Here is a 15189-nt window from a genome sequence, read left to right as displayed (position 1 = left end):
CGGGGGCAGAGGACTTATTTCTTGTTGTGGAAGATAAAGCCGATGAAGTTCAGCAGAAGCTGTGCTGCCAGAATCTGGGTGCTTTCTGCTGGGTCATAGGCCGGGGCAACCTCAACCAGGTCAATACCAACCACGTCGCCGCGTTTGGTCAGGCCCTGGACGATTTCCAGCACGTCGTAATATTGGAAACCACCGTGGCTTGGGGTCCCCGTACCTGGCGCGATGGAGGGGCAGAAGGCGTCGATGTCGATGGTGACATAGTAGCGTGATCCTGCCGGGATGCGATCCAGAACCGCCTGGGTGCCAAGTTTGCGCACCTGACGCACAGACAGAATATCAGAGCCACGTTCGCGCGCGTCCTCATAGCCTTCCTTCGCGGTGGAAGACACGTTGCGGATTCCCAGCTGGGTCATGCCGGACACGTAATCTTTCTCAATCGCGCGGCGCATTGGGTTGCCGTGACCATCCGTAACACCGTGACGTTCATCGACGAAATCAAGATGCGCGTCGATCTGGATCACGTGGATCGGACCTTTTTCCGCGCAGTCTTCCTTATAGGCGTTGATGCAGGGGATGTTGATCGAATGATCGCCGCCGATGGTCACAGGGATTGCGCCTGCATCCAGGATCTTCTTCACGCCATATTTGATATTCGCGTGCGATTCCTCAGTCTTGGTGTGGATGATGTCCGCATCGCCAATATCGACGATGCGCACGCTTTCATCGAGGTACGTCGCATCGTCTTCGTGATCATAGGCGCCGGCGTGACCGAAGCTGAACAAGGTAGAGGCTTCGCGCACGGCGCGCGGACCAAAGCGCGCACCAGAGCGGAACTGACAGCCGAAATCAAACGGCGCGCCCAGGATCGCCACATCCGCGTCGATCTTGTCCCAGTTTTCCACGTAAGGCTTTTTGCCGAAGGTCGCAATGCCGACGAATGGCAGGTTCAGGCGACCCGCTTCATAACCATGTGATGACATAATTGTTTCCGTTTCTTCTTATAGTTAACGATAGGCCAGTTCCGGCAGGAACAGGGCGATTTGAGGGAAGATCACCAGCAGACCGGTGACGACCAGAAGGATGAACAGGAAGGGGGGAACCCCTTTGACAACCTCGACAAAGGGACGTCGGAACACAGCGATTGCTGTGAAGAGGTTGCAGCCAAACGGCGGGGTCGCCGCACCAATGGCCACCTGCAGCGTTATCAGAACACCAACCAGCACCGGATCAAGGCCAGCGGCTTTGATCATGGGCGCAAAGATTGGCACAAGGATCAGGATCACGACGATGCTATCCACAAACATACAGCCCACAAAGAAGGCGATGTTAATGGCCAGCAGCACCATCAGCGGGCTTGCGTCATTCAGACCAAGAGATGCGATGATCTGCTGTGGCACCTGGGCAAAGCTGAGGGTCCAGCTGAAGGCCGCACCAGCCGCGATCAGGATGAAGACCACCGATGTGATTGCGCCAGTGGACAGCGCGATATCAAAGAGATCGCGGAGCCTGATGGAGCGGAAGATCACGACCTCTAAGATCGCCGCATAAAGTACGCAGATCGCAGCTGCTTCGGTCGGAGAGAAGACCCCGCCATAGATCCCGCCGACGATGATCGCCGGGAAACCCATGGGCCAGAGCGCACGGCGCATGGCTGTGAAACGCTCGCTCCAGCCTTCGCGCGGCAGAACCGGGATGTCGTGACGGTATGCGTAATACATGCAGTACATGGAAAACAGCACAACGATCAGCAGGCCGGGCACGATCCCCGCGATGAACAGCTGGGAAATCGAGGTGCCAGACACCACGCCATAGATGATCATGCCGATCGACGGCGGGATCAGATAAGCAAGGTCTGCGGCGTTCACGATCAGGCCGATGGTGAAACTGTCGCTATAGCCGGATTTCAGCATGCGCGGACGCATGGCACCGCCCACGGCAACCACAGTGGCCTGGGTTGATCCGCAGACCGCACCAAACAGCGCACAGGCGGAGGTCACGGAAATCGCAAGGCCACCTTTGATGTGGCCCATGAAGCTCATGACCACGTCAATCAGGCGGTTTGCGGAATGCCCCCGAGTGATGATGTCAGCCGCCAGGATAAACATCGGCACAGCGATAAGTGCTGCGGGTTTTACCCCCCCGATCATCTGCTGGATCAGGATCTGCAGGCTCAGGTCTGGGAAGTAGACCAGAAAACCCAGAACCGCCGCAGAGATCAGCGGCATTTTCATGGGGAAGCCACACAGAAGCAGCACGACCATGACAATCAGCATAAATTCGGTCATTTTGCGGTCTCCTCGCTTGAATTTTCTTCATGGCGGCGGATCGCAGCAGCTGTTTCTGGGTCCTCATAACTGTCGACTTCGAGGTATGAGACATAGATCTCTTCCTCGGAGAAGTTCAGGTTGCGAAGGGCGGTCAGCAGGTACTGGAAGGATGCCAGGACAAGCCCGACCACGACCCAGACATAAGTGAGATAAAGCGGCAGTTGCAGGGCAGGGGTGATCCGGCCACGGCTTGCGACTTTCTGAACATATTCAAATGCATACCAGGCAAGTGTTGCCATCATCACGGATGTCACGGCAGCGATCACAACCATCAGACCCTTACGGATTTTCGGCGGAAGCGCGTCATAGATTGCAGACATACGGATGTGAATGCCTTTGCGGGTGGCATAGCCAAGGCCCATGAAAGTCACCAGGATAATCAGAAACTCGTTCAGTTCTTCGGAAAAATAGATGGACTGGTTGAACACATAGCGGCCAAAGACATTGGCGATTGTGTTCACAGCCATCAGGATAACGCCCCAGCTCAGGATCCAGATTTCAACACGGCCGATGGCGGCGTCAATCTTACCCAGGAAGCCAAAGGGCACGGCTTCAGGCTTTTGCATTGGTTTTTACCTTTTGGCATGTCCCGCGCGCAGGAGGGAGAGAGAAGTGCGCGCGGGACTGTTTCGGGATCAGTTGGTTGCGAGTTCGGCGTTGAGCGCGTCAAGCAGTTGCTGACCACGGTCACCTGCGGTGTCCACATAGGCTGCCGCAGTGTCGCCAGAACGGGCGCGGAAGACGTCACGCTCTTCTTCTGTCAGAACTACAAGGCTGATGTCCGGTTTGGCCTCGCGGATGGTGTCCAGACGTGCCTGGTTGAAGTCGGTCACAACGCCGTCAATGAAAGCAGTCATATCCGCCATGGTGGAACGCACAAGTTCCTGACGATCCGCAGACAGAGTTTCAAACCAGTCGGAACCGGCCACAACTGTTGTCACAAGCTCTTGCTCGCCAGCCCAGATCAGGTGAGAGGTTACTTCGTAGAACTTCATTTCCTCGATGGTCGGGATCGGGTTGACCTGACCGTCAATCGCACCCAGCTGCAGCGCGCCGAAGACTTCGCCAAATGGCAGTGGCGTGGGGCTTGCACCCATGTTGTTATAAGTTTCCACCAGGATCGGGGATACCATCACGCGCATTTTGAAGTTCTCAAAATCTTCCGGGGAACGGATTTCGCGGTTTGTTGTCCAGACCTGTGGGCCCTCAGAATACATGGTCATAACTTCCAGGCCACGCTGGCGGAAGTCGTTGTTCAGCTCACCATAAATGGTTTCAGAACCGGACAGAATATCGGAGATCGCAGCAGGATCCGACGGCAGCAGGTATGGCAGCAGGAAAACCTGGCTTTCCGGAACAATCGTGCCGAGGTTGCCGATAGATACGTTGGTGAAGTTGATGATGCCGTCAGCGGCTTGTTCAACGGTTTCGGTAGGTGTGCCAAGTGTGCCCATCGGGTAAACCGTCACGGTGACGTCGCCATTGGTGGCGGCTTCGATACGGGACTTAAATTCCTGCGCATAGGCATCCATGATGGAACCCGGGATCTCTTCGATCGCGAATTTCCAGTCTTCGGCAAATGCAGAAGCCGGTGCCAGCGCAAGCAGGGCTGCCGCAGCGGTGGATTTGAGGTGTTTCAGATTGAATGTCATTTGGTTTCCTCCCCATTTCATTCAGATTCGTTCCTGAACAGGACAGCAGAGGGCGTTACATTAAAAAATATGAATATGTTTACATTCACATAAAAATTTTTCATGTAATGAAGCGAGAATACTGAAGCAGGAGGTGCCCCTTTGAAACTGTTGAGAAATACTCTGCTGGAGACGTTTGTATCAGTTGTTGAATGCGGCGGGTTTTCTGACGCGCAATTTGCCCTTGGGATCACACAATCTGCAATCAGTATCCGGATCCGTGATCTGGAAACAGCGCTGGGCTATCGGGTGTGCGAACGGGGCCGCGGAGGATTTCGCCTGACAGAACGCGGTGAAGTTGCCTATGAAAAAGCCCGCGATATTCTGCGATCTGCACGAGATTTTGATGCAGAACTGCTGGAGCTTCGCAACGCGGTCACGGGCGTTTTGCGTATTGGTGTTGTGGATGCTGTCAGCAGTCTGCCGAACCTGCCGATTGTGAAAACCCTGAAGAAGTTTCTGTCGCGCCCCAATGAAGTGCAGCTTGAAATTGTCGTGGCCTCACCGACCCAGCTGACGCAGGATTTGATTTCCGGTGATTTAAGCGTGGCGATTGCCCCGTTTCGCAATCAGGTGGCGGACCTGAGTTACACAACACTTTGTGAGGAAGATCACCGTCTTTACTGCGGTGTGGCGCATCCATTGTTTGAGGTGGCGAACCAGGGTGTGGGGTTGGATCGCATCGCGCGCTATCCGCTGTGCCAGCGGTCCTACGATATAATGGTGCCGGCGGATCTGGGTGCACCGGAACCCCGCGCGACGGTTGCCAATATGGAAGCCATGGCGATGCTGATTGAAAGCGGTCACTACCTGGGGGCTTTGCCGGTTCACTTTGCCCAGCGATGGCTGGCGCAGGATCAGTTCCGGGAACTGGATCATCCGGGCTTGCGCTGGTGTTCCACGTTCAGCCTTGCGACCCGGCGGTCACAGGTGCAGCGCAGGGCGGTTGAGCTGTTTGTTGAGGATATTCTGGAGCTGACGCAGGGCAGGAGGCAATGATGCTGTCTGCTTCATATTTTATATCTTGAAGAAGTTTTGGAGCGGGTGAAGAGATTCGAACTCTCGACATTTACCTTGGCAAGGTAACGCTCTACCCCTGAGCTACACCCGCATCCGTTATCAAAAGTCAGCCATCATACACCGGGTAAGTGAACGATGGAGCGGGTGAAGAGATTCGAACTCTCGACATTTACCTTGGCAAGGTAACGCTCTACCCCTGAGCTACACCCGCATCCTTTCGATGGGCCTGATCTAGTGAACCTGCCCCGGGCCTGCAAGTGGAAAATGCAGGAAAAGGGCAGATTTTTTGCAAAACGCTGTCTGAATACCGTGCAATCAGAAGATCGCGTGGGCAATATTGGCAATTGCAGCGAAGGTCAGCATTGCGAAGGTCAGGATCATGCCGTTTTTGCGCAGCGGGACGATTTGGGGATCGGCGGCCAGGCCCTTTGCGTGCATGACCCGCCCGGCAAGCAGCATGATTCCCAGGATGTGACAGACCCAGAGCGGCGCGCCCTGCAGTTCCGCCATCAGAAGCAGGATCAGTCCGATCGGTGCGTATTCGACGAAGTTCGCATGCACGCGGATGCGTTTGCTCAGCAGGCTGTCATCGCCATCGCCCAGGGAAACTTTCGCGCTCTGACGGCGGAAAATGACCTGAAAGCTGAGGTAGACAAGAAACAGGGCGAGAATGCCTGCATAAAGCGGGGTGACGGTTGGGATGATCATGGTCTGTCCTGTTGCATTACATATAATAAGAAAGGGACCACAGCAGAGACATATACGCAAGGTATATGCTGCCGGGGTCCCGGGATTTGAAAGCCTGATGAGGACTACGTCAGGTCAGGATCCCTGTGCGCCCCCATCAGACAACTTTTGTGGGCTATTGGTCGATCTGACGTGCAGTGCCACTGACCCGAACGCTGTCACCCGGTTTTCCTGTCACTTCTATATGCAGCAGAGAGGGCTGGCCCATGTCTTCGCCCTGACGGATGGTGAAACTGCCGCCACCCTCAAGCCCGGGCCAGTTCAGATCCACAAGCGCCCCGGCCAGGGCCGCAGCGGCGGCACCGGTTGCCGGGTCTTCCACCACGCCGCCAATGGCAAATGCGTTGCGGGCGTGGATCAGATCCGGGGTTTCCACATAAAGCAGGCTAATGGTGATCAGGTTCTCACGTTCCATCAGTGCCTTGCCCGCATCAAAATCATAGGCCATCTGTGCCAGCTTCGCGCGTGAGTTCAGCGTAAGGATCGCGTGCCGGTTTCCGGCAAACCCAAGACGTGGGGGCAGTTGAGGATCAAGATCTGCTGTGCTCAGACCAAAGAGCGCAAGCAAATCCGTCAACAGGGTATCCGCCAGGGGTTCAGACCAGGTGCCCGGGGATTGCAGCGTGGCTTGCCAGCCGTTTTCTGACGGTTGCGCCATGACTGAAATCTGCGTCTGTGCAAGGTCCAGCTGATATTCCCCGGCACCGCAGTTTTCCCCCAGCACCGCACCAAGGGCAACGGTTGCATGCCCACAGAAGGGCACTTCATCTTCGGGTGAATAGTAGCGCACAGTCCAGCGCGCGCCCTGAGGTGCGGCAAATGCTGTTTCGGAATAGCCAAGCTCTGCGGCGATCCGCTGCATTTCTGACGGGGTGGGCAAAGCATCCCCCAGGGCCACCCCGGCAGGATTTCCCCCCTGATCTTCATGCGCAAAGGCGGCAATCCGGCCCGGGTTTGTTGCGGTCGCAGTAAAGTCAGTCATTTGTTTTCCCCTTTGGTGAAATGGTGTATCAAGCATATGGTGATCGCATTTAATAACGGAAATGAATATTTTAACTCAATTACATCAATATTCGTGATATTATCTGAGTGCTTCTATCTGCGGATCACATCAGATTGGCAGATTTATTCACCGGTTCAGAAAGCGCTTTCCTATTCACAGGAATCCGTCTATACGCGCGACTTCACGTGGGGCTACAGCCTTGGAGGAGTCCCACCCTTATATATATTGGAGAATATCAAATGGCTGGACAGATTCCTGATCTTATCGCCACGGAACGTACGGGGACAGGCAAGGGCGCCGCTCGTCAGGCACGTCGCGATGGCCTGGTACCTGGTGTTGTATACGGCGGCGGTTCCGACCCTGTTGCGATCAACGTACCGTTCAACGACCTGCTGAAGCGCCTGAAGCAAGGTCGCTTCCTTTCCACGCTTTTCAACCTGAAAGTTGAAGGCCAGGAAGACGTTCGTGTGATCTGCCGTAACGTACAGCGTGACGTTGTAAAAGATCTGCCAACACACCTTGACCTGATGCGCCTGCGCCGGACTTCCAAAGTTAAACTGTATATCCCAGTTGAATTTGTGAACGAAGAAGAAGCACCTGGCATCAAAAAAGGCGGCGTTCTGACTGTTGTTCGTAACGAAGTTGAGCTGCTGGTAACTGCTGGTGATATCCCTGAGAAACTGGTTGTCGACATGACCGGTCTGGATGTTGGCGACACCATCAACATTTCTTCTGTTGATCTGCCTGCTGGCGCCAAGCCAACCATCGATCGTGACTTTGTTGTTGCAAACATCTCAGCACCTTCCGGCCTGCGTTCTTCCGAGAACGAAGCTGACGAAGAAGCGGGTGAAGAAGCAGCTGCAGAAGAGTAATCTTCGCACATCCCTGAATAAGAAAACGCGGTACCAATGGGTGCCGCGTTTTTTGTTGTCTGTGGACCATGGGCGGTTATGCTGGCGCCGAATTGGTTATTTTATATATGTAGTTGGTAAAGTGATCTGCGGGTGGCATCTGAAGATCGCGCATTCTGTGGATAGGGAGATTCTGGAAAAATAGGGCCCGTGCCCTTGAGCGAGAAAGACCAAAATTATGGCTGTTAACTTGAGCACCACGCATGACCCGAAATTTGTGCATAAGGTGCTGCTGCAGATCTGTGATCCGGCGGATGATGCGCGGATCGATGCGGGCAGGGATTGGCTGCATTCGCAGAAGATTGCGGCACTCGAAGAAACCAGAGATGGTTGTCTGGTGGCCTTTCGCAGTGCTGAACGCCCCTGGAGGGCAGAATTTCTGCCGCAAAAACTGCGCCTGTATGATGTGGATGAACTGCCGGATTTTGTTCCTTGATTTCCCGGGGGGCGCAATGATTATTGCAAAGCGCAAATGGTCAGCCCGCGTCTGAAATCGCTGATTGAAGCGCATCAAAGCGACAAGGACGGCTGGCAGTTTTTCCCGGTTGAGATCCTGAACAAAGACGACACGCCTTATGGCACATATTACATCTGGGGCGTGCATCGGCTTGTGGATGCGATTGACGAAACATCTGAGGGGATGAAAACCGTTGCCGGGCCGGTGGATGGGCAGCATAGGTGGACCTTTACTGGCGCAAAAGGGCCTGAGCGCCTGAAACTGAAGAAATCTGTGATTGACGGGCTGAATGCCTGGATCGATTTCCGGTTTCAGCCGGGCGCACAGATTTTTGTGTCAGACGTACTGATGCAGGCCATGCAGGATGCCGGGATTAGTTTTGTCAATTTTGATACGAGATGGTCGGAAATCTGACTGTGGCCTGGCATCTGACGTTTACAGCAGATGCCAGACTTATCTGGTGTTCTATCAGCTCTCGCTCAGAACCGTTTCAAAACCTTCAAACTGCGGATGCCCCATGATCGGGGAGACACCTTCGCGTTTGCCTGCGTTTTTATGGGCGTCGCGGAATTGTTGGGACTTCGTCCAGGCTTCAAAGTCTTCTTTGCTGTCCCAGATGACGTGGCTGGAATAGAGCGTGTGATCCTCGCCCTCAGGGCCTTTAAGCAGACGGAATTCACGGAAGCCCTGCATTTCCTTCAGGCGGCCTTCGCGGCTTTTCCAGATATTTTCAAACTCAGCTTCCGCACCTTCGCGGATTTTAAAGCGGTTCATTGCGATATAGCTCATGTCGCGTCCTTTCGTATGTTTCACGAAATTCGCTGGCATATCGCTGGCTGTTTCGGGCGCAATCTGCACTGCAGTCGGGGGAATGTCACGCGCTAAAGCCTGTCTGCGACGAATATTCAGGCCCCTGTTCAGGCCCCGGGAAGGCGACCGTTCAGGCGCTTATATTCAAACACCTCCTGCCGGTCGATCCACTCGTAACGTGTGTCTTCCAATAGGGGCGCCCAAAACAGCGTGCCGCCATAGCGCCAGGGATCCAGGATGATACCTTCCTGCAGAGTTTCACCTTGGGCACCCAGGATGACGGTGCTGTGCTCCAGGCGGATATTATCCGCATTGGCAATCGCACGATGCATGATCAGAGTCTGGAAGTTCTCTTGCGCCAGGCGGGCCTGAAGCGCGTCTGCCCATTGATAACACAACCCCATGTCACGCAGGCCTGCATTTACCTTTGTGTTGTGGATGATGGCGGGATCCGTCACATTCCAGTCGCGACGCAACTGAAGCGGATATTCCACAGAGATACGTGCTGCCCGCGCGGCTTCCTGTGGATCAACCGAAGCATCCATTGCCAGGATTTCCTGCGTCAGAGCTGTGATCTCTGCCTCAAAATCAGCAGGGTCCTTGCTGCCTGGTTGCACGCCACAGGCGGTGACAAGCATCAGCAGTGACAGTTTGATCAACAGGATAAGATGTTTCACGGCAATCTCCTTTCCGGCCTGATACCCTGTCGCGGCGGAAAGGTAAATTCACACAAATGCGACCTTTTACTGGCGCAAACGGAAGGGCGGGATTTTGCCCATGCGCGAGCGTGAGGGAAAGAGGAGGAACCCCCATGGATTAGGTCCCAATAATTGATATTGCCCCGCTGTTTTCTGGTGACGGGCGCGCGGAATGTGTTGCCGACATCGGTCGCGCCTGCCGTGAGATCGGCTTTTTGTCGATCAGCGGCACGGGCGTGGATCCCGATCTTGCGCCTGCGCTGCGTGAAGAAATCCGAGCGTTGTTTGACCTGCCGGAGGAGCGTAAATTCACGGGTGCCATCACGCGGGATAACTACCGCGGGTTTATCCCCTTTGGACTGTTCACTGCGAATGATGGTACGGGCAAGGCCGATAACTATGAGGGGTTTAAACTGCATTGGGAATGTGCCCCGGATGATCCTGTGGTTGCGGACTGCCCGCTGTATGGCCCGAACCTTTGGCCGGAGGAGCTGCCGCGCCTGCGCGAGCTGACGTTGCAATACTGGGCTGAACTTGACCGAGTCAGCGGAGCGCTGCTGGGGGCGATTGAGGAAAGCCTGGGGTTGGCTTCTGGTGCAATCACTACCCTGTTTGAAAAGCCCATGACCAATATGACAATGCTGCACTACCCGCCCCAGGCCCCGGATGAAAAGGGTTTTGGTATTCACCCCCATAAAGACACAGACGCGCTGACGATCATTTCACCTGACCCTGTGGGTGGACTTGAGGTGATCAGCAAAGGCGGCGGCTGGCACGAAGTTTCCTGCCCTGGGGGAGGTTTCGTAGTCAATATCGGTGATATGCTGGAGCTTTGGTCCGGTGGGCAGCTGGTGTCGACCCCGCATCGGGTGATCAACCGGTCTGGCAAAGATCGCATTTCCTTCCCCTTCTTCATGGTGCCGCGTCATGATGTGGTGGTGAAGCCACTTGTTGAGGCACGTGAAGGGTTCAGTCGTCCGGAGGTTCATACGGGCCATTGGTCCGCAGAAACATGGCGCACGAACTGGCCTGATGAGACAGCGGATGAAGATACGCCGGAGCTGGGGACGATACATATGTGATCTGTTTATATTGTGGGATGGGGCTTGACTGATCGCGTTCTGCTGACAGGTTTCACCGGAAAACCGGAAAACCGGAAAACCGGAAAACCGGAAAACCGGAAAACCGGAAAACCGGAAAACCGGAAAACCGGAAAACCGGAAAACCGGAATATTGGTTTTTTCCTTATGAGCCGCAGTTTCCCCAGGGCTCAGCCAGATCGTGCCTGTGCCACGTGACAAATCTGCGTGAACCGCATAGAACCAGGGCCAACACAGGAGAATGCAATGCAGCTGTTTGTTGGCCTTGGTAACCCCGGCATGAAATACGCCCGCAATCGTCATAATATCGGGTTTATGGCGCTGGATGAGATCGCGTCAGATCACGGGTTTGCCCCCTGGCGCAGTAAGTTTCAGGGGCAGGTGTCCGAAGGGCGTCTGGGCCGTGAAAAGGTGATTCTGCTGAAGCCTGAAACCTTTATGAACCTGTCGGGGCAGTCCGTGGGGGAAGCCATGCGCTTTTACAAGCTGACGGCTGAGGATGTGACGGTGTTTCACGATGAACTGGATCTTGCACCGGGCAAGCTGAAGGTCAAACAGGGTGGCGGACATGCGGGGCACAATGGGCTGCGCTCCATGCATCAGCATATTACTGAAGCCTATCGTCGTGTTCGTATGGGCATCGGGCATCCTGGACATAAAGACCGTGTCTCTGGGTATGTACTGCATGATTTTGCCAAAGCGGATGAGGTCTGGTTGGATGATCTGCTGCGCGGCTGCTCAGACGGCGCGGCGCATCTGGCTGAGGGCGACAATGCGAAATTCATGAACGCCGTGGGTCTTCGTATGAAGCCGCCGATGAAGAAAGAACCCAAAGCCAAACCACCACAGGGTGCTACGGCGCAGCCCGGGTCCGTTGAGGAAGACACACGCAATCCGTTGCAAAAGCTTATGGATAAATTTTCATGAAGCTGTGCGAGGCTTTCCTGGCCCAGAGCAAGAGCAACCGGTCACTGGGGTCACCCTTTACGGCGCGGGTGCTGGAGGTTCTGGCGGAAAGCTTCACGCCGGGTACATCACTTGCGGACCGTCTCTTGTCCTGGGAGGCTGATGATATCGGCCCCGGCGGCGCGTCATTGCCTTTGCGGGTACTCGGGGGGCTGCACGCGCTTGTTCTGCTGGGGAAGGATAGGGGATTGACATCGGTTTACCCACCGGCAGCAGCCCTGTCAGATGAGCAATTACAAAGCGCGATCCAGGTGGCATTGCAGGCCCATGAAGATTTCCTGAATGAGTGGATCAATACCGCGCCGCAAACCAATGAAGTGCGCCGTTCAGCCGTGATGATCGCCGCCGGACATTATCTGCAGGCGCGTTTTGGGTTGCCGGTTGAAACCTACGAGTTGGGCGCAAGCGGCGGGCTGAACCTGCATTGGGATCAATATGCGCTGCAGCATCCGGGCGGGCAGGTGGGGGCTGCGGACCCCGCTCTGACGCTGATGCCGGATTGGGACGGTGATGCTCTTCCCCGTAAAGCACCGACAGTGATCGCACGTCAGGGTGTTGACCTGAACCCGCTGGACCCTTCTGATCCGGATGATGCCCTGCGCCTGATGGCGTTCCTCTGGGCGGATCAGCCTGACCGGATGGAGCGCACCCGTGCGGCCATGTCGGCGGCTGAAACCCGGGTGGATGCCGGGGATGCAAGCGCCTGGCTGGAAGGGAAACTGACCGATCTCACGCCGGGCCGGTTGCATCTGGTTTATCACACCGTCGCCTGGCAATATTTCCCGCAGGATACAAAAGACCGCTGCCTGACGGCGATGCGCAACGCGGGTGCGACGGCGGACACCCCACTTGCACGTCTGTCCATGGAGGCGGATGATCTGTCAGGTCCGGCCGGGCAGGGGGCGGCGCTGACTCTGACGTTCTGGCCGGGGGAGGTTGAAGTGCCTCTGGGACGGATTGATTTCCACGGTCGCTGGATCCGCTGGGCGCCTGAACAAAGCTGACCCCGCGTCAGAATTGCCAGCGTCTCTCTGACATGTTCTCATCCCTTGAGGGGAGAGACACTATGAAACGTATTCTGAAAATGATCCTGAAGATTATCCTTGTTCTGGCTGTCATTACGGTGGTTCTGGGCATCTGGAAACGCGAGGAACTGGTGCGGCTGAACGCAGTGCTGACCTTGTTTAGCGAGGACCGGATCGTACAGAATTTTAGCCATATGGATGCGGCTTTTCTGGCGCGTGATGTTGCGCGTGGTGATGGGTCGGTGTCAGACCTGCCTGTCGGGGCTGATATGGTTCTTCCGCCTTCTGTCGCACCATGGATTGAGGAACGCAGTGTCACAGCCCTTCTGGTGATGAAGGGCGGGGAAATCCGGTCAGAAGCCTATTTCCTGGGCACAAGTTCCGATGATATGCGCGTTTCCTGGTCCGTGGCGAAAAGCTTTCTTTCTGCGTTGATTGGCATCCTGCATCATGATGGCACAATTCCGGATCTTGATGTGCCGGTGACGCAATATGTGCCAACGCTGGCTGGCACAGCCTATGAAGGGGCGACGATCCGCAATGTCCTGAACATGGCGTCGGGTGTGCAGTTTGATGAAGACTACCTTGCGTTTTTCTCTGATATTAACAAAATGGGCCGCGAGATCGCGCTGGGCGGGTCGCTTGATGATTTTGCGGCTGGTCTGGAAGTTCAGGAACATTCACCGGGCGAGATCTGGCAATATGTTTCGATTGATACCCATGTGATCGGCATGGTCATCCGTGGGGCGAGCGGGCGTGAGATCCCGGATCTGTTAAGCGAGAAGATCATCGCGCCGCTGGGCTTCCAAAGCACGCCGTATTATCTAACGGATGGGGATGGGACGAGCTTCGTTCTGGGTGGTCTCAACATGCCAACGCGGGATTATGCGCGCTTTGGTCTGATGTTTGCGAATGGCGGTAGCTGGAAGGGTGAACAGATTGTGCCTGCGGAATGGATTGCGGCATCGACCGCACCTTCGGCCCCGACTGCGCCGGGTGAAATCGGTTATGGTTTCCAGTGGTGGGTGCCCGTGGGGGCACAGCCAGGTGAATACATGGCGCGGGGCGTCTATGGGCAGTACATCTATATCAACACTGCAAAAGACGTTGTGATCGCCACGAATGCCGCGGATCGGAAGTTCCGGCAGGACGGCGTGGCGGAACAGAACGTTGCGATTTTCCGTGAAATTACGGCTTCTCTGGACTGAGGCACAGATCATGAAACGACAAGGCCCGCTAACCCACCTGAAAATCGTTGAATTCGCAGGGATCGGCCCCGCGCCTTATGGGGCGATGCTGCTGGCGGACCTGGGTGCGCAGATCATCCGTATTGACCGCCCGGGTGGGTATCCGGCACTTGCGGATGGGCTGGATCTGTCTGCTATGGATGCGGCATCGGTCTGTAACCGGTCCCGTGATCTGATCCGGCTGGATCTGAAATCAGAAGAGGGCCGCTCCACGGTTCTGCGTCTGATATCTGAGGCCGATGCTGTGATCGAAGCTTATCGCCCCGGCACGATGGAAAAGCTGGGCCTTGGGCCTGATGTCTGTCTGCAAGCCAACCCGAAACTCGCCTATGTCCGTATGACAGGCTGGGGACAGAGTGGCCCTATGGCGCAAATGGCGGGGCACGATATGAACTATCTGGGTCTGTCTGGTGCCTTGTCGCTGTTCAATCGCGATGGTGCCGCCACACAGGGCATCCCGCCGCTGGTGGGCGACATGGGCGGTGGGGCGATGTTCATGGTTCTGGGCCTTTTGGCGGCTGTGATGCAGGCCCGTGCAGGCGGGGCAGGGCAGGTTGTGGATGCGGCGATTGTTGATGGATCTGCCAGCCTTTTTGCGCTTCTTTCCGGCCTGAATGCCATGGGGCAGCATGATTACAGCGCCGGGAATAATCCGCTGGATGGCGGGCGGCACTTTTACCGGACCTATATTTGCGCCGATGGAGAATATGTGGTTGTCGGCGCGATTGAAGGCGCGTTTCGCAAGGTTCTGCTGGAACGGCTTGATCTGCTGACGGATCCCGACCTGACCCGCCCGACGGCGGAGAATGAAGCGATCTGTGTCGCGAAGCTGTCCGGCATCTTTGCAGGCCAGCCGCGTCAGCATTGGGTTGATCTGTTTCAGGACACAGATGGTTGCGTGACGCCAGTGCTTTCTGTGCCGGAAGCGGCCTGTGCCCCACACAACCAGGCCCGCAACTTGTTTGAAACACTTGATGATGTCATCCAGCCTGCCCCCGCCCCAAGGTTCAGTGAAACGCCGGGTGTGATCTCATCCCCACCGGTGACGGCGAATAAAAACGCCCCGCATGCACTGGGGGACTGGGGGTTTTCTACTGCTGAGATTGAAACACTGATCACCGGGAAGGTGCTTGAAGCTGCCCCCTGATCAACGGTATGACGCTGGGGAAACAATTTTACCGAGGGGT

General features: G+C 55.8%; 17 protein-coding genes and 2 tRNA genes. 9 read left to right on the top strand and 10 right to left on the bottom strand.

The genetic code is table 11. From position 1 onward, the window contains the following. Nucleotides 1–14: 14 nt before the first annotated feature. The 4 genes from speB to H1D41_RS07405 all read right to left on the bottom strand — a co-directional run bounded on the left by speB (nt 15) and on the right by H1D41_RS07405 (nt 3979). Entirely contained in the window at nt 15–980 is a 966-nt protein-coding gene (gene speB / locus H1D41_RS07420; RefSeq protein WP_228848290.1) for an agmatinase, read from the bottom strand. Nucleotides 981–1004: 24 nt separating this feature from the next. Beyond that, on the bottom strand, nt 1005–2285 hold the full coding sequence (locus H1D41_RS07415) for a TRAP transporter large permease (protein ID WP_228848289.1): 1281 nt from the start codon (nt 2283–2285) through the stop codon (nt 1005–1007). After that, nucleotides 2282–2893, bottom strand: a complete 612-nt coding sequence (locus H1D41_RS07410) for a TRAP transporter small permease (RefSeq protein ID WP_228848288.1) — start codon at nt 2891–2893, stop codon at nt 2282–2284. The genes H1D41_RS07415 and H1D41_RS07410 overlap by 4 nt, the downstream gene beginning before the upstream one ends. Nucleotides 2894–2962: 69 nt before the next feature. Beyond that, nucleotides 2963–3979, bottom strand: coding sequence for a TRAP transporter substrate-binding protein (locus H1D41_RS07405; RefSeq protein WP_228848287.1), 1017 nt, complete (start codon nt 3977–3979; stop codon nt 2963–2965). 141 nt (nt 3980–4120) lie between these two features. Between H1D41_RS07405 and H1D41_RS07400 the strand changes: the two genes are divergently transcribed. Then, a complete protein-coding gene (locus tag H1D41_RS07400; protein WP_228848286.1) occupies nt 4121–5017 on the top strand; it encodes a LysR family transcriptional regulator in 897 nt (298 codons plus the stop codon). Between the two features lie 37 nt (nt 5018–5054). On the opposite strand, the gene H1D41_RS07395 is transcribed toward H1D41_RS07400, so the two are convergent. From H1D41_RS07395 to H1D41_RS07380, 4 genes are all read right to left on the bottom strand, one after another. After that, nucleotides 5055–5129, bottom strand: a tRNA-Gly gene (locus tag H1D41_RS07395). Nucleotides 5130–5174: 45 nt separating this feature from the next. Further along, nucleotides 5175–5249: transfer RNA gene (locus H1D41_RS07390), tRNA-Gly, on the bottom strand. Between the two features lie 104 nt (nt 5250–5353). Beyond that, nucleotides 5354–5746 (bottom strand): MAPEG family protein, encoded by a 393-nt coding sequence (locus H1D41_RS07385; RefSeq protein ID WP_228848285.1) that lies wholly within the window; start codon nt 5744–5746, stop codon nt 5354–5356. A gap of 154 nt (nt 5747–5900) precedes the next feature. Further along, nucleotides 5901–6767, bottom strand: a complete 867-nt coding sequence (locus tag H1D41_RS07380; protein WP_228848284.1) for a PhzF family phenazine biosynthesis protein — start codon at nt 6765–6767, stop codon at nt 5901–5903. 260 nt (nt 6768–7027) lie between these two features. On the opposite strand from H1D41_RS07380, the gene H1D41_RS07375 reads away from it, so the two are divergent. The 3 genes from H1D41_RS07375 to H1D41_RS07365 all read left to right on the top strand — a co-directional run bounded on the left by H1D41_RS07375 (nt 7028) and on the right by H1D41_RS07365 (nt 8570). Next, nucleotides 7028–7660, top strand: coding sequence for a 50S ribosomal protein L25/general stress protein Ctc (locus H1D41_RS07375; RefSeq protein WP_228848283.1), 633 nt, complete (start codon nt 7028–7030; stop codon nt 7658–7660). A 217-nt stretch (nt 7661–7877) separates the two neighbouring features. Further along, nucleotides 7878–8135 carry a hypothetical protein gene (locus tag H1D41_RS07370; protein ID WP_228848282.1) on the top strand — a complete coding sequence of 86 codons (258 nt, stop codon included), beginning with the start codon at nt 7878–7880 and terminating at the stop codon, nt 8133–8135. Nucleotides 8136–8171: 36 nt separating this feature from the next. Then, a complete protein-coding gene (locus tag H1D41_RS07365; RefSeq protein ID WP_228848281.1) occupies nt 8172–8570 on the top strand; it encodes an imm11 family protein in 399 nt (132 codons plus the stop codon). 54 nt (nt 8571–8624) lie between these two features. Here the strand turns inward: H1D41_RS07365 and H1D41_RS07360 are convergent, their stop codons facing one another. Both H1D41_RS07360 and H1D41_RS07355 read right to left on the bottom strand, forming a co-directional pair. After that, entirely contained in the window at nt 8625–8945 is a 321-nt protein-coding gene (locus H1D41_RS07360; RefSeq protein ID WP_228848280.1) for an antibiotic biosynthesis monooxygenase family protein, read from the bottom strand. A 128-nt stretch (nt 8946–9073) separates the two neighbouring features. After that, nucleotides 9074–9643, bottom strand: a complete 570-nt coding sequence (locus H1D41_RS07355) for a hypothetical protein (protein ID WP_228848279.1) — start codon at nt 9641–9643, stop codon at nt 9074–9076. 149 nt (nt 9644–9792) lie between these two features. Here H1D41_RS07355 and H1D41_RS18400 point away from each other — a divergent pair, with 149 nt between their 5' ends. From H1D41_RS18400 to H1D41_RS07330, 5 genes are all read left to right on the top strand, one after another. Then, nucleotides 9793–10746: an isopenicillin N synthase family dioxygenase gene (locus H1D41_RS18400; RefSeq protein WP_324250269.1), complete on the top strand. Its 954-nt coding sequence runs from the start codon at nt 9793–9795 to the stop codon at nt 10744–10746. Nucleotides 10747–11010: 264 nt separating this feature from the next. Continuing rightward, complete coding sequence (pth, locus tag H1D41_RS07345) at nt 11011–11691, top strand: aminoacyl-tRNA hydrolase (protein WP_228848278.1); 681 nt, start codon at nt 11011–11013, stop codon at nt 11689–11691. Then, entirely contained in the window at nt 11688–12734 is a 1047-nt protein-coding gene (locus tag H1D41_RS07340) for a DUF2332 domain-containing protein (RefSeq protein WP_228848277.1), read from the top strand. The genes pth and H1D41_RS07340 overlap by 4 nt, the downstream gene beginning before the upstream one ends. 62 nt (nt 12735–12796) lie before the next feature. Beyond that, nucleotides 12797–13963 carry a serine hydrolase domain-containing protein gene (locus H1D41_RS07335; protein WP_228848276.1) on the top strand — a complete coding sequence of 389 codons (1167 nt, stop codon included), beginning with the start codon at nt 12797–12799 and terminating at the stop codon, nt 13961–13963. Between the two features lie 10 nt (nt 13964–13973). Beyond that, nucleotides 13974–15149 (top strand): CaiB/BaiF CoA transferase family protein, encoded by a 1176-nt coding sequence (locus H1D41_RS07330; RefSeq protein ID WP_228848275.1) that lies wholly within the window; start codon nt 13974–13976, stop codon nt 15147–15149. The last annotated feature ends 40 nt before the right edge of the window (nt 15150–15189 follow it).

Source organism: Halocynthiibacter styelae (assembly GCF_016123485.1).
Taxonomy (GTDB): Bacteria; Pseudomonadota; Alphaproteobacteria; order Rhodobacterales; family Rhodobacteraceae; genus Halocynthiibacter; species Halocynthiibacter styelae.
This window is presented reverse-complemented; position numbering and strand designations above follow the sequence as displayed.